Origin of the sequence: Synechococcus sp. W55.1 (assembly GCF_047461655.1) — a bacterium.
In the GTDB taxonomy this organism is placed as follows: Bacteria; Cyanobacteriota; Cyanobacteriia; order Thermostichales; family Thermostichaceae; genus Thermostichus.
This window is the reverse complement of the sequence record NZ_JANSHN010000015.1, coordinates 50,534-71,200: the sequence shown is the minus strand read 5'-3', so window position 1 is coordinate 71,200 and position 20,667 is coordinate 50,534. Positions and strand designations below refer to the sequence as shown.

General features: G+C 58.8%; 21 protein-coding genes. 13 read left to right on the top strand and 8 right to left on the bottom strand.

Annotated features, from left to right (window positions below):
* Positions 1–114: 114 nt before the first annotated feature.
* The gene (locus NW816_RS09155) at positions 115–669 is read left to right on the top strand and encodes a DUF4079 domain-containing protein (protein WP_414358456.1); all 555 of its coding nucleotides are present in this window, start codon (positions 115–117) and stop codon (positions 667–669) included.
* A 378-nt stretch (positions 670–1,047) separates the two neighbouring features.
* On the opposite strand, the gene NW816_RS09150 is transcribed toward NW816_RS09155, so the two are convergent.
* Both NW816_RS09150 and NW816_RS09145 read right to left on the bottom strand, forming a co-directional pair.
* Positions 1,048–2,082, bottom strand: coding sequence for an E3 ubiquitin ligase family protein (locus NW816_RS09150; protein WP_414399413.1), 1,035 nt, complete (start codon positions 2,080–2,082; stop codon positions 1,048–1,050).
* 272 nt (positions 2,083–2,354) lie between these two features.
* Positions 2,355–3,248: a LysR family transcriptional regulator gene (locus tag NW816_RS09145; RefSeq protein WP_414408938.1), complete on the bottom strand. Its 894-nt coding sequence runs from the start codon at positions 3,246–3,248 to the stop codon at positions 2,355–2,357.
* A 174-nt stretch (positions 3,249–3,422) separates the two neighbouring features.
* On the opposite strand from NW816_RS09145, the gene NW816_RS09140 reads away from it, so the two are divergent.
* The 4 genes from NW816_RS09140 (at position 3,423) to rpaB (ending at position 6,845) form a co-directional block, all read left to right on the top strand.
* Positions 3,423–3,887 (top strand): redox protein, encoded by a 465-nt coding sequence (locus tag NW816_RS09140; protein ID WP_414343843.1) that lies wholly within the window; start codon positions 3,423–3,425, stop codon positions 3,885–3,887.
* A gap of 205 nt (positions 3,888–4,092) precedes the next feature.
* Positions 4,093–4,788, top strand: coding sequence for a deoxyribose-phosphate aldolase (deoC, locus tag NW816_RS09135; protein ID WP_414407456.1), 696 nt, complete (start codon positions 4,093–4,095; stop codon positions 4,786–4,788).
* Positions 4,785–5,642 (top strand): DNA repair protein RecO, encoded by an 858-nt coding sequence (gene recO, locus NW816_RS09130; protein ID WP_414408937.1) that lies wholly within the window; start codon positions 4,785–4,787, stop codon positions 5,640–5,642. Before deoC ends, recO begins: the two co-directional genes overlap by 4 nt.
* A 462-nt stretch (positions 5,643–6,104) precedes the next feature.
* Positions 6,105–6,845 (top strand): response regulator transcription factor RpaB, encoded by a 741-nt coding sequence (rpaB, locus tag NW816_RS09125; protein ID WP_011434119.1) that lies wholly within the window; start codon positions 6,105–6,107, stop codon positions 6,843–6,845.
* Here rpaB and NW816_RS09120 read toward each other — a convergent pair.
* From NW816_RS09120 to NW816_RS09110, 3 genes are all read right to left on the bottom strand, one after another.
* On the bottom strand, positions 6,818–8,659 hold the full coding sequence (locus tag NW816_RS09120) for a tetratricopeptide repeat protein (RefSeq protein ID WP_414408936.1): 1,842 nt from the start codon (positions 8,657–8,659) through the stop codon (positions 6,818–6,820). The genes rpaB and NW816_RS09120 overlap by 28 nt on opposite strands.
* A 138-nt stretch (positions 8,660–8,797) precedes the next feature.
* Complete coding sequence (locus NW816_RS09115; protein WP_041436785.1) at positions 8,798–8,998, bottom strand: DUF2811 domain-containing protein; 201 nt, start codon at positions 8,996–8,998, stop codon at positions 8,798–8,800.
* A gap of 619 nt (positions 8,999–9,617) precedes the next feature.
* Entirely contained in the window at positions 9,618–10,286 is a 669-nt protein-coding gene (locus tag NW816_RS09110; RefSeq protein WP_414389994.1) for a RibD family protein, read from the bottom strand.
* A gap of 112 nt (positions 10,287–10,398) precedes the next feature.
* On the opposite strand from NW816_RS09110, the gene NW816_RS09105 reads away from it, so the two are divergent.
* The 3 genes from NW816_RS09105 (at position 10,399) to clpS (ending at position 13,259) form a co-directional block, all read left to right on the top strand.
* The gene (locus tag NW816_RS09105) at positions 10,399–10,794 is read left to right on the top strand and encodes a hypothetical protein (RefSeq protein WP_011434124.1); all 396 of its coding nucleotides are present in this window, start codon (positions 10,399–10,401) and stop codon (positions 10,792–10,794) included.
* A gap of 140 nt (positions 10,795–10,934) precedes the next feature.
* The gene (locus tag NW816_RS09100) at positions 10,935–12,776 is read left to right on the top strand and encodes a hypothetical protein (RefSeq protein ID WP_414408935.1); all 1,842 of its coding nucleotides are present in this window, start codon (positions 10,935–10,937) and stop codon (positions 12,774–12,776) included.
* A gap of 177 nt (positions 12,777–12,953) precedes the next feature.
* The gene (clpS, locus tag NW816_RS09095; protein WP_011434126.1) at positions 12,954–13,259 is read left to right on the top strand and encodes an ATP-dependent Clp protease adapter ClpS; all 306 of its coding nucleotides are present in this window, start codon (positions 12,954–12,956) and stop codon (positions 13,257–13,259) included.
* Here clpS and cobT read toward each other — a convergent pair.
* Entirely contained in the window at positions 13,208–14,335 is a 1,128-nt protein-coding gene (gene cobT / locus NW816_RS09090) for a nicotinate mononucleotide-dependent phosphoribosyltransferase CobT (RefSeq protein WP_041436788.1), read from the bottom strand. The two genes, clpS and cobT, sit on opposite strands and share 52 nt — an antisense overlap.
* Positions 14,336–14,485: 150 nt before the next feature.
* Here cobT and NW816_RS09085 point away from each other — a divergent pair, with 150 nt between their 5' ends.
* The 4 genes from NW816_RS09085 (at position 14,486) to NW816_RS09070 (ending at position 16,616) form a co-directional block, all read left to right on the top strand.
* Positions 14,486–14,809, top strand: coding sequence for a DUF1825 family protein (locus tag NW816_RS09085; RefSeq protein WP_011434128.1), 324 nt, complete (start codon positions 14,486–14,488; stop codon positions 14,807–14,809).
* Positions 14,810–14,838: 29 nt separating this feature from the next.
* Positions 14,839–15,288: a Fur family transcriptional regulator gene (locus NW816_RS09080; RefSeq protein ID WP_414330729.1), complete on the top strand. Its 450-nt coding sequence runs from the start codon at positions 14,839–14,841 to the stop codon at positions 15,286–15,288.
* Positions 15,285–15,788: an AbrB family transcriptional regulator gene (locus NW816_RS09075; protein ID WP_414330730.1), complete on the top strand. Its 504-nt coding sequence runs from the start codon at positions 15,285–15,287 to the stop codon at positions 15,786–15,788. Before NW816_RS09080 ends, NW816_RS09075 begins: the two co-directional genes overlap by 4 nt.
* Positions 15,789–15,920: 132 nt before the next feature.
* Positions 15,921–16,616, top strand: a complete 696-nt coding sequence (locus tag NW816_RS09070; protein ID WP_414408934.1) for a chorismate pyruvate-lyase family protein — start codon at positions 15,921–15,923, stop codon at positions 16,614–16,616.
* On the opposite strand, the gene NW816_RS09065 is transcribed toward NW816_RS09070, so the two are convergent.
* The gene (locus NW816_RS09065) at positions 16,613–17,440 is read right to left on the bottom strand and encodes a DnaJ domain-containing protein (RefSeq protein WP_414408933.1); all 828 of its coding nucleotides are present in this window, start codon (positions 17,438–17,440) and stop codon (positions 16,613–16,615) included. The genes NW816_RS09070 and NW816_RS09065 overlap by 4 nt on opposite strands.
* 129 nt (positions 17,441–17,569) lie before the next feature.
* Complete coding sequence (locus NW816_RS09060) at positions 17,570–19,141, bottom strand: photosystem II high light acclimation radical SAM protein (protein WP_414408932.1); 1,572 nt, start codon at positions 19,139–19,141, stop codon at positions 17,570–17,572.
* Between the two features lie 134 nt (positions 19,142–19,275).
* Between NW816_RS09060 and NW816_RS09055 the strand changes: the two genes are divergently transcribed.
* A complete protein-coding gene (locus NW816_RS09055; protein WP_414408931.1) occupies positions 19,276–20,667 on the top strand; it encodes a serine/threonine protein kinase in 1,392 nt (463 codons plus the stop codon).

Here is a 20,667-nt window from a genome sequence, read left to right as displayed (position 1 = left end):
AGGAAGAGACTAAAATCCTGCCGTCAAGTGGATGGGGCATCAGAAACCCCATCCGCCTATGCGGTGGGGTAGTTCATGCAGTTGTAGATTCGTCGCAGAGGTAGAGGGATCGCCATGAACCTGTTGAGCTTGGCCTTGCCGGATCTGTCGGCAGCTTCGGATCGGTTAACCGCCGCCTTGCAGCCCGTAGCCCAGTTTTTTGCCGGCCTCAACTTGCCCCAACCCATTGTGCAATGGGGTCACCCTTTGATGATGGGAATCGTGGTGGTGGTGATGGGCAGCTTTGTCGGCCTGACCGGGTGGCGAGGGCGAACCTTGCGTCTGGCAGCCGCCTCCCCAACCTCAGAGGGATCCCTGCCGGAATCGGCCCAAAAGCCTCTGCTGGATCACCGCAAATTGGCTCCCTGGATGGCCACCTTCATCGCTCTGGGCTACACCGGCGGCATTCTCTCCCTGGTGATGCAAGGGAAGCCCCTATTGAGCAGTCCCCATTTTTGGACGGGATCCCTGGTGCTGCTGTTGTTGGCGGTGAATGGAGCTTTGTCTCTCAGCGGCTTTGGGGGCAACCGCGCTGCTCTGCGCACCACCCATGCCTATGTGGGCAGCCTCATCCTGTGCATACTGTTTGCCCATGCCTTGTTCGGGCTCAAGCTGGGCTTGTCGCTGTGAGTGGCATTGACATGCTCCCCTGCCTAAAGGCAGGGGATTCTGGTTCCTGGTTCTGCGACAGCACTTATCGTGTTGGGTTGCCCCTCCACGGCAGCGGTGCTCGTCTCCCCAAGCGCTACGCAAGCCCTAGCACCCAGAGCGGTTCCCTAATGCCCTTAGGTACCGTTGCAAACAACAACTACAAAGCCTGCTGAGGCTGTATCCAGTCGTGAGACTGTTGGGTTTTTAGAGCGGTTGACTACCCTGCCGCTGCGGGCAGCATAGCACAAAGCCGCCCTAGTCGCGTCAGCGGGCCGTAGGCCTTAGGGCGGGGCTTTAGACCCAGTTTTTTGGTAACCCGAGGTTTCCCTCTCCCTGGACAGGAAGGCCGGGAGCCTATCAGCGATAAGGTTGCAGGGATTGCAGCAGGTAGAGCACGGTGAAAACGCCGATGCCCAGCAGGACGATGGACAACACCAGGTAGCTGCTGGCATTGGAGCGCTGCTCTTCCAAGAGGGCTTCAGGGGATTTGGGCGCGATCATGAACCGTCCCCCAGAAAGAGGTTTTCGGATCACGGGATCCCCTGCCTCGAAGCGCACCTGCCCCATGGCAAAGGCCATCGCATCCACCGGAATCACCCATTCCTTATAGATGAAAGAGCGAGTGGAGCGGTTTTCTGTTCTCACTTGGGAAAGGTAGCGCTTGAGATCGAAGTTGAAGCGGCTGGGGCCTTTTCCGGGAAAGACACGCTCATCCACAACCGCCATAGCCTCTACCTCCGCACCCGTGGGATCCACCCTCACCCTTCCGGTTTCGTCTTCGATGAAAAAAGGGATCTGGCGAACCACTGAGTGAAGGGTTTCATCTCTCGTTCTCGTCTCTCTCTCCAGGAGATATTCCCGGCCTGTGCTCGGATCGGAGTACACATTGTTGTAGTACTTTTGGGGAGAGCCTGCTTCAGAAAACGGCAATTTTTCGGGATAGGCTGGAGAGCCGAGCTTTTGTGGGTAATCGGGGTAACCAGGCTTCTTCTGGAAAGCATCCGAACCGGGGTAGCCAGAGCCGGGTTTTTGCGGAAAGGATGCCGCGCCGAAGTAGCCAGGGTTGGACTTTTGTGGGAAAGAATCGGAGTAGCCGGGATCAACCCTTTTCTGGAAAGAACTGGGGGCAGAATAGCCCAATCCGGGCTCCTTTGCGGTCATTCTCCCCGGATAGGATTTTGCCCGGGATCCCAAGCGCAGAGCGTTCTGGTATTCGCCTTCGCTGATCCGTTCGCTGTAGGTTACGTCGCCTTCGCTGTTCAAATACTTTCGATAGCATTCGACTTCGTCATACTCCCAAGAGATCTCGGACTTGTAGTAGACGCAAGGCTGTCGCGAAAATTCCGATACCAAAGGCCGATTGCACAAAATCCTGCCATAAACTTGGGCCAAGTTTGCTCCTTTTGCCTGTGGACTTGTCTGACCGAGATTGCGAAGCTCGGCTACCTTGAGCAACCGAGTGGTGGAGAGCTGTTGAACCAACCTTTGGGAGCGCAAATACTCAACACATGAAAACAGAGAGCCGGGAAGACAAAGTAGCCCAAGCAGCGTCAGCCAGTTCATAGAGGCCTTCCTTTCCGGGGGGTGGGAGTGAAGTTGGCCTCATGCTAGCAGTTATCCATAAAACAGCATTTAAGAGGAGTTTAAGACAATCCCGAATGCGGTCAGTTCCGAACTTGACTTGGCAACTGAGACGGGTTTCCCCGCAAGGCTTCTAGGAAGGCAAATACTGCGGGCGGATGCAGCGCAGAGGCCAGAACAGCAGCTCCGATCACCCGCTCCAGTGGGATCGGCAGCCGGCGGATCTGGATCCCTTCGGGAATGGGAATGGCGGCCAAGCGGGGCAAGATGGCAGCCCCCAGACCCTGTGCCACCATGTTCACAATGGTGGAGTCTTCCTTCACCAAGTAGGCCACCTTGAGGGTTTGGTGGGCAGCTTCCCAGTGGTTCCGCACCGCGGTGGTGCATTCGGCGTAGTTGTAGAGAATGTAGGAAAAACGGGAAAGATCCTCCCAGGTCAGGGTTTCCGGCAGGGGCCCAAAACTCAGCGGAACCAACACAATGAACTCATCGCGGGCAATCTCCCACGTCTGGAGATCCTCACCAGCCCGCGGCAGGGGCAACAGGCCAATATCCACCTGGCCCGATCGCAACAGATGTTCGACAGTGGCCGGATCTTCTTCTGTGAGGGTGAGGGTAATCTGCGGAAATTGTTGGCGGAAGCGGGCGATCACCGGTGGCAACAAATGAGTTGCAGCACTGCGAAAAGCGGCAACCCGCACACTTCCCCCCCGCAACCCTTTTTCCAGGTTGGCCTCATAATCCATTTGTTCCCGCAGTTGCAGCATTTTGCGGACATGGCGCAGCAGTCGCTCTCCCACCGGCGTCAGGCGTGCCCCAAAGCGACCGCGCACCAGTAGAGTCACCCCCAATTCTTCCTCTAGGCTGGCAATGGCCCGGCTCACCGCCGACTGGGAAATGTGCAATTGCAGAGCGGCATCGCTGAAATTCCCCCGCTCCACCACAGCCACCAGGGTTTGCAGTTGTGAGATGTTCATGGATCCCATCTATTCGATCTGCGCATAGATGTGATGCTATCTCAGGTTTGAACCCTCCGCCGCGCCTGACTAAACTACGACATAACTTCTCCTTCACACTGCGAAACAGCGGGAAACAGTGTGAAAACCTCTTTATCTTCCTGTCGTTGGTCAAGTGTCCCTATGTCGAGATCCATGTTTGCCCTGCTGCCATTCCATCAATTTCGAGATACTCCCGGCGTGCGCTTTTTCGACATCACGGTTGCGCGATCCAACGCCCGCGATTTGGTTTACCATGATGGGCCGGCCATCAGTCCCCCCAATAATCCTCAGGGCTATTGGCAGTTTTATATGCATCCACACCAAGAGGACAACCTACTGGCTCTATGGGGCGGACGGACGTTTTACCTGGTGAATTTTAGCTGGAGGGATCCCTTCCATATTGTGCGCCTGGAAGCGAACCGAGGCATTTTGCGCATTCCTCCCGGCACTTTTCACCGTTCCGTCTCCGATCCAGAGGGATCCATCGTATTGAACCAGGCGGTGCGCGACGAAAAAGCCATCTTGGAAAAAGAATTTCGCATCTACGACAGCAGCCGTATTCCCCGATTGCTGCAGGTGACCTCGGCGCCTGCACCTTTGCCCCGCATTTGTGCCTGAGTACGGTTAACCCATGCCCCCCCGCGAGTCAATCAGGGCTCGCAATCGGGCAGCAGCCTGTGTGAGCTGTGCCGAGGGAATGGACACTGTGGGGTCGAAGGGATGCCCTGGTGGGTTGGCTGTGGCCAGAGGCTCAGCCCTCTTTGGGGATCCCTGCAGGTGAAAACTGAAGCTAGAGTAAAGATGGGTGCTGGGGGATCGACCAATGCTCTCTCTGGAGCGCAAGGGCATAGCGGATAGCTCGCTCAATTTGGCGGAGTACATCGACCATACTCTGTTGTTGCCGATGGTTACTCCAGAACAGATTGACCAGGGGTGTGAGATTGCCTTGCGCTATGGCTTCCCCACTTTTTGTGTTCCTCCTTGCTACGTGCCGCGGGTGGTGGAGCGGCTGCACGGATCCCCGGTCAAGGTGAGCACGGTGGTGGGGTTTCCCCTGGGCACAACCACTGCAGAGGCCAAGCTTTACGAGGCCCAACTGGCGGTGGAGCAGGGGTGCCGGGAGCTGGATGTCCGCATCAACTTGGCTTGGCTCAAGGCGGGAGAGCTGGATCGCCTCCATGCCGAGATTGCCCAACTGGTGGAAGAAACGGGGGTTTGCGTCAAGGCCATTTTGGAAACGGCTCTGCTGACCGAGGAGGAGAAAAAGCTGGCCGGGGAGATTTGTATCGATGCGGGGGCGGCTTTTTTGATGACCTCCACCGGCTGGATGGGGGGGGCGACGCCGGCAGATGTGCAACTGTTGTGGCAACTCAGCCGCGGCAAAGTGGGGGTGAAAGCGTCGGGCGGCATTCGCACGGTGGCTCAAGCAGAGGCCATGATCCAGGCGGGGGCCAGCCGTATCGGCACCTCTTGGGGGCTGGAGCTGATGCAAGAGCTGCGAGCCAGAGGAACCCCATGAGTGGGCGCACCTATCGGGTTACGGGCATCAATCTCAAAGGGATCCCACTGGGAGAGGCGGATCGGATTGTAACCATCTTGACTCGCGAGCAAGGGTTGATCCGGGCGGTGGCCAAGGGATCTCGTAAGCAGCCTTCCAAGCTGGGCGGGCGGATGGAGCCTTTTGTCATCAACGATTTGCTGATGGTGCGGGGGCGTTGGTCTGCCCAAACAGAGACTTCCCAGCGTCTACAGCGCATCGTCCAAGCGGAAACCCTGCAGACTTTTCCCCGCCTCAGCCGCAGCTTAGCCCATCTCACGGCAGCGCAGTACTTGGCGGAGGTGGCTCTGCAGTTGGCCTTGCCCGATCAAGCTCAGGAAGAGCTGTTTGTGGTGTTGGTCGAACACTTGGAACGCATCGAGCGGGCTGCTTCGGAACGGGCCGTTTTGCCCTTGCTCACCCACGGGTTGTACCACCTCCTGGCGTTGGCGGGGTTCGCCCCTCAGGTGCAGGCTTGTTACTTCTGTCAAGGGGAGTTGGTCGACGGCGTTTTTTTCAGCCCCCAATGGGGTGGCTTGGTCTGTGATCCCTGCCGGGTGGCCCAGCGGCCCAGCCCAATTGCCTGGGTCTCCGCTTCTGCCTTACGTGCCTTGGGATCCCTGCCCAGCTCCACACTGCCTCTGCCGGAGGATTCCCTGCCTTTGGCTGCTTGGCTGGAAGCAGAACGTCTGTTACGGCGCGTTTTGGAGCATCATACGGATCGAGAGATCCGTTCCGCCGAGCTATTGGCCAGTTGCTATGCTGTTTCCACTGCAAACGGTCAAGGATCCCCGGCTTTTCCTGAGGGACATCCCAAAACATGGGCATCGGCCTGAAAAAGTTGTGAAGGTATGTATCAAGTCCGGCCCAATAGCCGCAAAATAGAGCATCGAGGCGGGTTGGCAGCCGATTTTGGATGATAAATTAGGTTATGGAAAGTAACTTCTTACGAAGGCCTCTCAGGTTTGAGCAATGTTTTTTGGGGAGGAGTGCCTTGCACCAGGTACTGGACAGCATCATCAGGTGGGATTGAAGTTGGAGCTTTTAACAAGATTGAATCCACTGCCGAGAGGGCCTTCTGTTTTGTGCTTGTTTCCCGGAGCTGCATCCCTGAGGTGCGGCTTTGGTTAATTGCAGATGATTGCTTGTGAGTGTTCAATTTCCTCGGTGAGTCTGCCCAACTGAGGAGCAGCCCCTGGGGTTCCTGCATCCGCCCAACTCAAGATAGCGCCCACCTTAGTTCTTTTTCAGATCTCTCTTTTACCGAGTACCGTTAGAAGTTCAGGAGTTGCAGCACCGTGGAAGCACAGCGTAAGGAACGGATTCTGGTGGTCGATGATGAGGCCAGCATTCGACGCATCTTGGAAACCCGTCTGTCCATGATCGGATACGACGTGGTCACAGCTTCGGACGGCGAGGAGGCGCTGGAGGTTTTCCACAAGCAGGATCCCGACCTGGTGGTGCTGGATGTGATGATGCCGAAGCTGGATGGCTATGGGGTTTGCCAGGAGCTGCGCAAAGAATCGGACATCCCCATCATCATGCTGACGGCGCTGGGAGATGTAGCCGACCGTATCACAGGGCTGGAGCTGGGGGCAGACGACTATGTGGTCAAGCCCTTTTCGCCCAAGGAGCTGGAAGCTCGCATTCGGTCGGTGTTGCGCCGGGTGGCGCGGTCGGCCCACGATGGGATCCCCAGTTCTGGGGTGATTCAAGTGGGGGATATTCGCATCGATACCAACAAGCGGCAGGTCTACAAACGGGACGAGCGCATTCGCCTGACGGGGATGGAGTTTAGTCTGCTGGAGTTGTTGGTCAGTCGGTCGGGGGAGCCTTTTTCCCGCTCCGAGATTTTGCAAGAGGTGTGGGGCTATACCCCGGAGCGCCATGTGGATACGCGGGTGGTGGATGTCCACATCTCGCGGCTGCGGGCCAAGCTGGAAGATGACCCCAGCAACCCAGAGCTGATCCTGACGGCCCGAGGCACCGGCTATCTGTTTCAGCGCATCGTTCAGGGAGAGGAACAGGCACGGTCTTGAGAAGGGATCCCTCGCAACCTCTCTTCAAGAGCGGCCTGCACCCGCCTCAACACGCCAACCCAGTCTCCCGGTGTGTCTTGTCGAAACAGTCGCATTACCCCGGGGTACCAGGGGCTATCTTCTCGATGGAGCAGCCAGCGCCAATCGGCGGCAAAGGGGAGCAGCACCCATACCGGCTTGCCCATCGCCCCGGCCAAATGAGCAACGGCTGTATCAACGCTGATCACCAGATCCAACTGGGCAACGGCTGCGGCTGTATCGACAAAACTGCGGAAACGGGATCCCAGCTCCAACACTTGGTGCTGCTCCAATAGGGATCCCACCGGGTGAGGACTCTGTCCGAGTGGCGCGGACAGATCTTCCCCCACCTGCAGGCTAACCCACTGGATGGAAGGCCCATGCAAGTGTTGGAGCAACAGATTCAGAGGGCAACTTTTCAGCCTTTGTACGCGGTTGAGCTCAGGATGGGCACGCCGACCGCTGGCCCACACCAGCCCCACCTTCATCCGCTCCTGGGAAAGCTCCGGCCAGTCTTCCCGCCAGGAGAGGCTCAAAGGGATCTGCGGCCCGCCGGCATGAACGGGATAGACAAGATAGGGGATGCGGGCCGGGATCGTCTCCAGAGTGGTGCCCAACCGCTGCGGCAAGCTGAGCAAGGGCAGATGGCAATCGAAAGAGGGCAAGGGATCCGTTTCCGAGATCACCTGCACCTGGGGCAGGCACCCTCTGAACAGCTCCACGAGGGATTCCTGGCAGCGAAGGCAGATTTGCGCTTGGGGATGGGCCTCGGCCAGCAGCGGCAAGTAGCGCACAAACTGAATCGTGTCCCCCAACCCTTGTTCGGCGCAGATCAGCAGGGTCTGATGGCTCAGGGGGGATCCCGTCCACAGAGGGGAAAGAAAGCGCGGGTAGGTCGCCCCTTGTCGCTGCAGCCGCCATTCGTATTCTCGCCACCCCTCCTCGTAGCGGCCCAGGGTCAGCAAAGCCGTGCCCAGGTTGTAGTGGATCTCCGGCCAGTGGGGGGCCAACTGCAAGCTGCGCCGATAGGCTTCAATGGCCGCTTCCAACCGGTTTTGTTCCTGCAAGATGGTGCCCAGGTTGTTGTGAGGCTGGGCATCCCTCGGCAACAGCGAGATGGCCCGTTGCAGACAATCGGCGGCCTCCTCCAAGCGATCTTGCAGGTGCAGGCAGTGGCCGAGGTTAACGAGAATTCGCCCCTCCTGGGGTGCAAGGGCAAGAGCTTGGCGAAACCAGCCTTCCGCTTCCTCAGCTTGGCCATCGAGCATCAGGGCATTCCCCAAAGCTGCCAAGGCATAGACCTGGGGAGGCTGGGCTGCTGCTGCCTGTTGCAACACCTCAATTGCCTGGGCCAATTTCCCCAGGGTGAGCCAACAACTGCCCAATCGGAAAAGCAATTGCCCATCACCGGGGGCAAAGGCCAGGCCCTGTTCGTAGGCTCGCGCCGCTTCCTCTGGGTTGCCAAGCTGCATCCAGGCATCGCCCAGATCCTGCCAGGCCGGCACCCAATCCCCCCGCAGGTGCAGAGCCAGTTGCAAGGGGGTCAAAGCTTGGCGGGGATCCCCCATCTGGAGATAAAGGGATCCCAGCAACGCCTGAGCAGCGAACAAACGCGGCTGGGTGCGGGTAAGCTGCCGGCAGAGGTGCAGAGCAGTCTTCAGATCCCCCGCCTGTCGGTAGCGTTGAACCAACGCCAGAGCCGCCTGCGAAGAGGATGGGATCTCGGATCCCCGCTCTGGATCCTGTGACTCAGCCGCTTGCCGGTTGTCTTTCCCTCGCCCAAAGCCCCGTGGCACGTCTTTGCCTCTTTTGAGATCCCTTTCACTTCTTAGCCCCCTCCCCCCAGTGTCCAAATGACAGCAGTGGGACAGGATCCCTACCCAGGCTAACAAAAGGTTCCCACTGCCCCGGTTTTCACGGGCCATCCTTGGGGCTCAGTTGCGGCGAAACAGGCTGTCCAAGTAGATGCGTGCCGCCCGCCGGTCGCTCTCCCCGCTTTGGAGCAGGAATAACGAGAGCGCTGCCGTCACCACCCGATCCTGATCCCAGTCGGGATGGCGGGAGAGGTAGTTTTGGAGGGTGTCATGCAGCTCCTCGGGAATTTCACTCAAAATGCTAACGCTGTGAGAACTCATAGTCCAACCACTCACTCGGGGTCAAGAGGGGAGAAAACGGCATCCCGCAAAACCTGCGGCCACAGCCAGAACTTGGGCAGCCCGAACAGAGCGAGCCCGCAACACCAAAACCCAACCTAGGTAGGCTAGGGGCCTCAGCAGGCCCGCAAGAAGAAAAGCAAGCGATATAGGTTCATAGCTTGCCCCTATCCCGGCGGATGGGAGGGAGGGCATTCACAACTGTTCCTAAGCCTGTCGTGGGCCGTAGAACAGATGAAGTCTTTTCTTTCTAAGGAGAGCGCTCGGGAAAATCTCCACACCACTCGCCCTCAGGTGGGGCTATTCTGCCCTCTGCCCTATGGGGGATGTCAATCCCAAGCCAGGGATCCAACAGGACAAAAGCCTGCCATTGGCCTTGATGGGATGGGAAAAAATGGCGCGATCCCGTTACGTTTCTCAGGGTGTAGTCGCCTGAACCTTACCGACCTCAACTTTTCCACAGAAACCCCCGATGCCGCCCCCCGAGGAAAAAGCCCTGTGGAAAACGGCCCGCCCGCCTGTGGAAAGCCTGGGGAAAACCTGTGGATTTCTGGGAAATCTGAATTTGTCCAAAAATTTTTGTGTTTGTATAGAGCATTTCTCAGGGCCACTCGACTCGGTAGCGCAAAAACAGCTCCTTGGAGCCACGGCGGCATTCCAGCAGCTCCAACTGGGGCGGGGATCCCTGCACTTGCCAACCCTCAATGCTGGCAGGCGCATCGGCATATCCACTCAGCAGCACCGGAGCGAGGGTAACCCACAGCTCATCCAAGGCCCCTGCCTGGAGAAATGCCCCCAAAAGCCGCCCCCCGCCCAACAACCCCACCCGTTCAATGCCCAAGCTGCGCAGGCGGGCCAGCCGTGCCGGCAGATCCCAATCGGCAGCCACCCAGATGTCCTCAAAGCCGGTTCGGTTCTGCCAAATTTGGGATCCCTTGGGAGTTGTCCACAGCCAACGGGTGAGGGGCTGGCGAAAAAACGGCAAATCCTCAGGAATATCCCCGCTGTCGGAACAGATGATCGTCAGGGGCTGGGGAGAGAGGCCCTGAGCGGTTCTGCGTTGGATCAACTCGGGATCCCGAATACGCAGACTGGTGCCGTAGGCCCGCAGAGTGGCGGCCCCCATGATCAAAGCCTGTTGCTGGGCAGCTTGGGTTTCCAAGTGCCGATAGTCCTCAGGGCTGCTGAAGGAGGGCCTCTGCGCTCGATGGGCTGCGATCTTTCCATCCAAGCTCTGGGCAAAGATAGCTACCAAATGGGGACGATTCAAAGACAAGATTGCTGAGAAAGGGTGGGCAAACCCTACAAATTGACCAGAATAGAGTCAGGCATCGCCGGGGGAACCGTGGCACCGGTCACCAGAGCGCCCACGCGGAATGGATATGCTAGGGACATTTCAATCCTCCACCATCCGGGTTGAAGTCGAGGCCAGTGCATCGACGATGCAGCGCTGTCTGACAGAAGTGGGGTTGCTGCAGCAGTGGATCTGGCCCCAGCAACTGCAGGGATCCCTTCCCGAAAGGCTGGAGCTGGGCAGCACCTTTGCGGCCCAATGGGGCCCCCTCTCGATCATGCACCAGGTGGAAACCCTGCTGCCGGAACGGCTGCGCCTGCTGATGTGGGGAGGAGCCGATGGCTACTGTGACTGGCTGTGGGGGAACGGCTGGGTGCAGTTGCGGGTAGAGGCCGTCTCTCTCCTGCCCTTGGGCTTGGGACAATTGCTGATGCTGCGGCGGCTGCAACAGTTTGCCCAAAGCCAAGAACAGCGCCCCTCTTAGGACTTAAAAAGCGACCTTCCGGCAAAATCCGTGGATCCTCGGCTTGACAAAATGCGTTTCGGTTGCAGCATGCTACTTCTCTAAGGATTTTCCACTACGATAGTTGTAGCAGAGCTTACTCTTCCCGTCCGAGAGGCCCAATGAATCCGCCGACCAGCCCCACCCCAACCGCCATCGAGCAGGAAAAGTTTGAGATCCGCTTGGGAGAAGCCCTCAACCGAGCAGGACTGCTCACCCCCGCCCAACTGGCTCAGGCCATGTGGGAAAAGGCCGACAACCCCTTGATGTTGGGGGAGCTGTGTATGCAGCACGGCTGGGTTGCCCCCCAAGATCTCTATCCGTTGATTCCGGTCGAATTGGTGCGCATCGGCGAGATCTTGGTGCTGCATGGGTATCTGGAGCTGGAGCACATCCATCAGGCCCTGATTCAGCAGCGGCAGCACCCGGAGCGCAAGCTGGGGGAGATCTTGGTGCAGCAGGGCTGGGTACAACCCCACTGGTTGGAATGGGCCTTGGACAAGCAGCAGCGGCTGCGGCGCCAGAAAGGAGCTGCCAACAGTTGGGAGGTGATGGTGGAGCAGTGGTCCACCATTCCCGATCAGCCCCCTCTTTATGTCTCACCTCTACAGGTAGCTCAAGAGACTTACAAAGCCACCCAGCAGTACAAAGCCCAACTGGAGCGCTACCAAGAGCAAATTGCCACCTTAGAAGCGCAACTGGAGCAACAGCGGCAGCAGCAACAGCTCCTGGTCGAACAGTCGCTGCGGCAGGTCGCCGACTATCAAGCCCGCCAGCAGGAGCAGCAGCAGCGCATTGCCCAATTGGAAGCCCAAATCCAGCAGGGCACTGAACAACAAAAGGCTGCCCAGCAGCGCATTCGGGAACTGGAGGAGCAACTCCAAGCTCAGCAAGCTCAGGGATCCGCGCAATTGCAAGCCGCCCAAGCAGAGCTGGAGACCCTGCGGCGCCGCTGCCACGAGTTGACAGAATGGCAATCTCAGGCCAAACACCAGCTGCAAGAGCTGGGATCCCAACTGCAGGAGCAGCAGAAGATACAGCAGGCTCAGGCACAGCAGCTCCAAGAGCAGGCCCACCTGCGTCATGCTCTGCAGCAAATGGAAGCCCAAGTGGCCGCCCTGAACCAATCGCTGCAGGAGCACCAACATCAACTCCAACTGGCCCAGTCCACGAAACAGCGCTTAACTGCCGACCTGGCCCACGTTCGCCAAGAAGCTGCCGAGGCCACCCACCGCTTGCAGGTGCAGCTCCAAGAAACCCAAGCCCAACTGCGAGAAACTCAAGATCGCTTGCAGCAAGCCCAAGCCCAAGTGAGCCAGCTCCAGGCCCAACTGCAAGCGGCTCAAGTGGAAAACCGTGCCCTAGCTGCAGCGGTAGCCGAAGCCCGACGAACTTCCCCACCTGCAGCTGCACCGACCCCAGCTTCGGAGAAAGCCCGGCCAGAGGCAGAGGATCTCAAGACCCTGACCGTAGCCGACTGGGCAGCCGAGCTGAGTGCCCCAGAAAGCGAATTGCCCCCGCAGCAATATTTGGGGGAAGAGGACTTGGAAGCTCTACAGCGGGCTACCCCCTGGGTACAGCGGGTATTGACCCAATTGCGGGCGGCTGGCCTAATCGACAATGCCGGCATCGAAACCGTCATTCACGCTTGGGAAAAGGAAGGGGGCACCTTCACGGATGTGCTGGCCCACCACAGCGGCCTCAAGCCGGAGACCGTCAAATTTTTCAGCGAAGGGGGCTACTCTGTTCAACTGGCAGGGGGACGCCACGTGGCCGACTACCTCAAGGCTTCTGGATTGGTCAGTGCCACCCAAATCGAACAGATCCAGAAGCACCTGCCGCCAGGGGGATCCCTGTGTCAGGCCCTTGCCCAAGCCGGGATTCTACGCCGGGCCACTGCCCTGTATTTCGAGCGCCACTTCGGCGGGCAAAAGCCCCGCCGCCCGCTGCGGGAAGAGCTTTAGAGGAACCATGCTCTATCGCTGACGCCAACGACCGACAAGGGATCCGAATACAGACACAAGCTGCCAACAAGATGCCAATTAGACTAGAAACTAGATAGAGATAGATCATCAGAAGCGACCGGTTTCTCACCCCTGAGAGACCCAAGTTACTCGGTAGTTGTGTCGATCTCTTCTGCTATGACTACGGAAGCTCCAACTCGACCTGCTCAGCAGTTCTCGCCCTCGAGAACCCAGGTTCGCCAGCCCTACCCCCACTTCAAGGTGATCGTCTTGGATGACGATTTCAATACCTTTCAGCACGTTACGGAATGTCTGCTGAAATACATCCCCGGCATGACTTTGCCCCTAGCGCGGCAACTGACCGTGCAGGTGGATGCCGAAGGGCAAGCAGTTGTTTGGGTCGGCCCTCAAGAACAGGCGGAGCTCTACCATCAGCAATTGCTGCGGGAGGGGTTGACCATGGCCCCCTTGGAGCCGGCCTGAAGCACCAGGCGTTCGTAGCTGCGCTCAACTGCTGCCAACAGCTCCGCTTGGCCCCAACCGGCGTAAAGGCTGCTGGCAATGGCCAGCCCACCCGCCCCCACCCCTTCCTTGACATAGCCCCGCTCGTAAGCCTGTAGAGGCAGATAGCGGCTATTGGCAAAGCTCAGTTGGGTGGCCAAAAGGGGAGCAACCCCCAACAACTCTGCCAAGGCCACCGTATTGCCCGAGGGATCCTCTGCCACCCAGCGGGTGGTTCCCACAACCACGTTCTCTGGGGGCCAAGGGATCCCCTGCTCTTCCCCCCAGCGCTGCATCAAGGCCAGCACCGCCAACATTTGGGTTCCCCCTGCCAGCAGCACCGCTCCCCGTTGCGCTGCGCCCATCGCCAACCCGGCCACAAAGGGCTGCATGGGATCCCCCACTGCCGCCACCACCTCAGCAGCAGAAGCTCCCCTTGGCAGACGGGCCAATCCCTGCCGGGCCAAGGCCAGCTTTTGGGCGTGGTTGCAGACCGGGTGGCTGCTGTTTACCATGCCCTCTGCTGCCCACCCCAGTCCCAACAACACCGCCAGCGCCGTGGTGGTGCCCCCTGCCACACACTCCCCAATCACACAGTAGCCTTGCTCCAGCCGGGATCCGCGGTCGTACCCTTCTTGCCAAAGGGATCCCACCTGCTCCAAAGACAGAGCCTGTCCTGTGCTCAAGCAGCGGGCCACTCCCCCAGAGCTCACCATTTCTGCCCCCGGCAAAGGTTCCGGCAAGCCACAATCGAACACTCGGCACGGGATCCCCAACTCCCTCAGGATGGCGCAGCTGATCACCACTGGGGAAGGATAGCCATCCGGAGAGGTGGGCAAGCGGTGAGAATGGCCCGCCAGCAACACTTCCCCATCGGCAAGAGCTGTGTAGCGACGCAAGGAGGGGGTAGCGCCGGCAGCCGAAATGCCCGGAACAAGAGCCGTTTCGGTAAACCCCAAGCAGGCCAGAAACAGAGGTCGGGATCCCTGCACCCGTTCGCACCACCGCCGGGCCACAGCCGGCTGAGTGTAAGCCTTAACGCAAGGAAACGGAAGCATACCGGACACCGAGGCAAACAAGCCAGAGTCTATCCTGAGCCAGAAGGGCGGGATCCCGTACTCGCAGGAGGGGTTGCCTCCTGCTGAGGCAATCGGATTCGGATAGGATGGGTATACCCAATGCAGTTTATTCAGGGCAAACGGAAGGCCATGAGCTTCTTCGACTCTGAGATCGTCCAAGAGGAAGCCAAGCAACTGTTTCAGGATTTCCAAAACCTGATGCAGCTTGGTCAACGGTACGGCCAATTCGACCGGGAAGGCAAAAAAATCTTCATCGAACAGATGGAGGAGTTGCTGGAGCGCCAGCGCATTTTCATGAAGCGGCTGGAACTCTCCGACGACTTTATGGCTCAAATGACCATCAAACAACTGCAAACTCAGCTTGGGGGGTTTGGGCTCTCCCTGACCCAAATGTTTGACCAGATGCACCAGACCCTAGAGCGCATGAAAGCTGAGGCAGACGCTGAGCGTTGACCCCCAAGAACGACCTACACGAAGGGATCATGTCTTCTTCCCGCCAGACCCGCAACCAGAAATTGATTCTGGAGGTGCTAGAGCAGCAGTCGCAGCCCCTTTCGGCGCAAGAGATCTTTCTGGAGTTGCGCAATGCCAACCACACCGTCGGTCTGGCCACGGTTTATCGAGTTTTGGATGCTCTGCGCAATGAGGGCAAGCTGCAAGCGGTCAACTTGGGAGACCAGCAGACCTACTACCAGGTTCTGCCCAGCAATGGCCACAACCGCCACCACCTGATCTGCACCGAATGTCGGCGGGTGGTGCCTTTGCCCGATTGTCCGGTGGAAGATTTGGAGGCACAGCTTTCCAGCCGATACCAATTTGCGATCGAGTACCATGTGCTTGACTTCTACGGCGTCTGTGCACAGTGCCGTGGAGGAGTTGGGCCAAGCCCGGATTCACAGCGTTCCTCTCTTCTCAAAGCCAAGCCCAAATGATGAGCTATCTCTGGACGGTGTTGATCGGGCTGGCCGGCGCCCTGATCGGGGTCAAGCTGAGGCTTCCGGCGGGAGCACTGGTGGGCTCCATGGTGGCGGTGGGTTTGGTGAATGTCTGGGGGGCGATCCCAATTCCCGCTCCCCCAGCCGGGATCCGTTTTGCCATGCAGGTGGTGTTGGGCATTCTTTTGGGTACTAAGCTCACTGCCGATACGCTTCTGGCCCTGAAAGATCTGTGGCGACCAGCCCTGCTCTGTACAGTGATTGCGGTGGGCACGGGGGTCTTGTCGGGGTACCTGATCTCCCGTTGGCTGGGGATCGAGCGCTTGACTGCCATCTTGGGCACAGCTCCAGGAGGCATTTCCGACATGAGCCTGATAGCCCTGGACATGGGAGCCCAAACCAGCACAGTGGTGGTCATGCACTTGGCACGCCTGATCAGTGTCGTCGTGGTCGTCCCCTGGGTGGTGCGACTGCTCGTTCAGCCGGGCACGAGTTAGCTAGACCGCCGGGAAGCCCCGCCCTCTGTGCATCAGCATGAGTGCCGGAGTATGTCACGAAAGTCCTCGGAGCAGAGACGGTGGGTGGGTTAGACTAGGGGCGATACAGAACTTAACAACTGAACCGCCGCCTTGGAACTTTCCCCCTCTCCACTCACCTGCCATGCCGCCGCTGCCGGATCCCCTTGGAGCGCTACTCTCTGTTCTGCAGATGGCTCTTTGGGGAATGTCTCCTCCGGCCAGGGTGATTGGTGGCCTCTACAACTGCACTGGCAGGGGGAGGCAGATCCGGTGCAACCTGAGCTGGTACAGGTGGATCCCCTGTTGCGCTTGCTGCTTTTGGGGGATGGCTTTACCACCCGTAATCTTGCCACCTTAATCCAAGAGCCGATCCAGGCTCACCTGCTCGACACGGGCCGAGTTGACTTGCAGGCAGAGCAGGGCACTGCCCCCAAGCCTATGCAACGGCTGGCCAAGGATTTAGCACGGCTGGGATCCCCTTTGATGCGGCGGCGGGTTTGGCTGTGCGGGGCAACCTCTCAACAGCCCTTGCTCTATGCCACCTCTTGGTGGAACTCTGAACATTTGGCCCAATACTTGCCCCATCCCGATCAGCCCATCGGCCAAAATCTGATCCAAGAAAAACTGGAGACCTTTCGCGAGCTGCGCGGCCTTTACTACGGCGAGGCTGAGCCGGTGGCCCGGCTGCTACGGTGTTCCGGCCCCTTTTGGGCCAGGCATTATCTCTTGTGGCACAGGGGCAAGCCTTTGACGGTCATCTACGAGGTGTTTTCTCCACGGCTGGGTGCGAGGGCTCTGTCCCGCTAGCGCGACGGAGACCTCCAACGGCGCACGGCTGCGGTGATGGCGGCGGCCACCTGCGGATCTGATTGGGCGCTGGCGGAGATGCGCTGATAGTCGTCTGGGGTCAGTTGATGGGCGGTGATGATCTCGGCGGCAGCAGTCTCAAACTGTTGTTCGATTCGCCGACGTTCCTCGCTGCTGTTGGCCTGTTGGAGGCGATTTTGGGTGGTCTCCAGTAGGGGCTGCACCGCCAGGAGGATGCGGGCAAAGCGGTCGATCTGCTCAGGAGAAGGTTGAAAGGTGGCTTCAGAAGGGGTAGCCGGGGCCGAGGTCATCGTTTCTGGAGAGTCTGCAGGCAGATCCCCATCCCATCTGGAGCCTGGCATAGGCGAGGGAAGGGGATCCGGATTGGCAGGAGACTGGAGAACCACCTTGTCGGCTGGATCCAGGTCTTGGGCTGGGTTGAGGGCATTCCAAAGGGCCAAGCCCGCCAAACACAGAGCAGCCCCCGTCAGGCCGGCACTCAAGAGGGCAGGCCAACCGACAGAGGTCGCAGTCGGCTCAGGCACCACCTGCACCGGCGCATGAGGAGGCAAGGGTTTGGCCGTGAGGCTGAGATCATAAGCTCGGCGCTGCTGGCTATCGCTGAGAACTCGGTAGGCGTGTTGTAGCTGGAGAAACTCCCGCTGGGCCAACTGCCGCAACTCTTCAGGGATATTGGCAGGCAACCGATCCGGGTGCAGTTCGCGTACCCGCCGGCGGTAGGCGGCTTTGATCTCCTCCAGGCTGGCTTGGGGAGAAAGCCCCAACTGTTGGTAGTAGGTGGGGGAAGCAGGCAGAGTAGGCATGGGAGCAGTTGGTTGCAGAACAGAGGGAGAACCGGCTGCCTTCGAAGGCCAGCCACCTTACCCCAACAGGGATCCCTCCTTTCGGACCAGCATATCCTGCCCGGTTCAGCGAGGCTGCTGGCCCAAGAGCTAAGACACGTAAACCCCTGTTAGAGGCGCGCTCAGGGCTTCTTCCAACTCTGCCAGGCCAAGACGACGCTCCAGAATATCCATCACCTCGCGGCCAAAATCATGGGGGTTGCGATCCCAGGCTTCCAGACACACTTCCCCAAAAAAGGATCCCAGGGGTTCTGGGTTCCAGAGCAGTTTGCGCGCCGTCCAAGGAGTCATGTGCATGGGGTTAAAGCGGTCGTCGATAACACCGATTTTGCGAGCAAAATCTTCTAGATGAGTGTGGGGTTGCAGGCCGATGAAGAAGATGGCCGGCTCAACTTTGTCGCGACCAAAGATGGCTTCCAGCTCGCGATGGTACCGTACTGTTTGCCGAATGGTTTCCGGTCGCTCGTCGATAACATTAAAGGAGTAATTGACCGAAACCAGGTCGTCAAATCCTGCCTGTTTGAGGTAGCGGCAACTCTCCAGTACCGTGCGCAGGTTATAGCCCATGCGCATTTTGCGCACCAGCTCCTGGGATCCGCTGGTGATGCCGATCTCGAAGTAGCTCATGCCGGTTTTCACCATGAGCTCGGCCAGCTTTGGGGTGAGGTTGTCGGCCCGAATATAGGCAGCCCAACGAATATCGGTCATGCCGGCATCAAGGATTTTCTGCAGCAATTCCACCGCATCCTCAATGTAGCGGCGGGCAGGGATAAACTGGGCATCGGTAAACCAAAAGTTTCGCACTCCTCGCTCGTACAACTGCATCATTTCTCGGATCACCTCATCCACAGGGTTGAGGCGCACCTGCTTGCCTTCGATGACGGTGTAGATGCAGTAGCAGCAGTTGTGGGGGCAGCCGCGTTTGGTTTGTACCCCAATGTAAAAATCGCCCCCTTCTAGGTAGTAGTCAATTTCCGGCCAAATGGCGGTGATGTAGGTGTAATCACAGGCGGTTTTTTGCAGAGGTTGGGGCGGCTCGTGGATCAAACCTGGGCGAGGCTGTTCCAGCTTGGCCCGATAGCAACGCTCTGCAGCAAGGCTTTGCCCTTGGATGACTTTTTCCAGCAGGGTTTCCCCCTCCCCTACCGAGATGATGGTGCCTTTGGGCAGATAGCGGCCCAATTGTTCATAGAAGACGCTGACTGCCCCACCTCCCAGCACCGCTTCAGCGTGAGGTTTGTAGCGCCTGGCCCTGCGGAGCCCCTGCCAGACCAGCCGGGTGTTGCGCCAAATCTCGCCATAGTAGGCCAGCACCAGCCTGAGGCTATTCAGGGATCCCCGCAATTTTTTCAGGGGGTTGCGGGCGTAGAAAAACTCAAAAGAGTGTTGCAGTAGATTGCCGGCCCGCCCGTTCACCGGCGCATAGACTTGAATATCCCGCCAAGAGAAAACCAGCAAATCCGGCTGAAACTGATCAATTTGCTCCAGCATGCGGCGGCGAAAATCCAAGGGCGGAAAGGTGCCCATATCGAAGATGCGCTGCTCAACTTGGGGGAACAGCTTGTGGACATGATCGGCCAAATAAACCACCCCAATGGGAAAAATGGGGTTGCAGGGCAGCCGCACATAGAGGATTTTTTGAATCTTCAGGTTCGAGGCCATATAACCTGAGAGCTTACTTTACATCTCTTCACTCACTCTAATCGCTTTTTGAGAGGCGCGGCGGCAGGGATCCGAAAGGGACAAGGATAAGCTAAAGCTGAAGCAACCAGCAGGGGCAGACCTGAGGAGGGGGTATGGCTCCAGAGGGCCCAATTTGGCACCAGCGCTATCGACCAGAGCGGCGATTGAGCAAGCGCAGCGGCAGACACACCTATCTGGCCCAGGATTTGCTCACCTCGGAGCAGGTTGTGATCAAGCTGCTGCTCTTCGGGCCAGACTTCGATTGGGCCGACCTGAAGCTGTTCGAGCGGGAAGCCCAGATCCTGCAGACCCTCTCCCATCCGGCCATTCCCCAATACCGCGACCACTTCGAGGTTAGCTTTGAGGGAGGACGGGGCCTGGCCCTGGTGCAAACCTACATCGACGCCCCCTCTTTGCAAGAGTGGATGGAGCAAGGGCGGCGCTTTGCCGAGCCGGAGGTGCGGGATCTGGCGCAAAAGTTGCTGCGCATTCTCGTCTACCTGCACGAACTCCATCCCCCCGTCATTCACCGGGATCTCAAGCCCAGCAACATTCTCTTGGGATCCGACCAGCAGGTGTATCTGGTGGACTTTGGTTCGGTTCAGGCGGCTGCCCCCCGGGAGCAGGGATCCTACACCGTGGTGGGGAGCTACGGCTACATGCCCCTAGAGCAATTTGGCGGCAGAACCGTGCCCGCTTCCGACCTCTACAGCCTGGGTGCCACCCTGATTCACCTGCTCACCGGCCAACACCCGGCGGATCTGCCCCAGGAGGGATCCCGGATTGCGTTCGAGCAAGCGGTGCAACTGAGCCCGCCCTTTCGCGACTGGCTGCGGTGGATGACGGAACCTGTGGTGGCGGATCGTCCTGCTTCCGCCCGGCAGGCCCTGGAGGCGCTGGAGCATTTGGATCGTCGTCCCGCCTTGATTCCCTCAGACGCAGCAGCAGTCCCTACTCGACAGCCAGCAGGCAGCCGGATTCAACTGCACAAGTCCGAACAGACCTTTCAGGTGGTGATCCCGGCCCGGCAAACCGGTGTTTTGGCGTTGCTGCCTTTCGCCATCGCTTGGAACTCCGTCATCACCTTTTTCACGATCATATCGGTTGTGCCTGCGCCTTTTCCGGTCAATCTGGTGGTTGGCCTGTTCACCCTGCCCTTCTGGAGGGTGGGGTTGGGGATGGCGGGCGGGATCCTCTACGGTCTATTCGGCAAAGTCCACCTACGGATCGACACAAAATACATTCGCCTGGCTCACGAGGTGTTTGGCCTGAGGTTTCGCAATGTTCCCCCCAGTCGGCGATGGGATATTGACCGGCTAGAGCTGATCCCACGCCGTATCCGACGGGATTCCGATGGGAATCGGGTGGAGGTAAGCCCACAGTTGAACATCTGGGCAGGCATCCGCAAGTACGAGCTAAAGGATCTGCAAGAGCCAGAGTTGGAGTGGCTGGCCGCGGAGCTGAGCCGTTGGCTGAAGATCCCGGTTGAACGGCAGAAGGTGTAG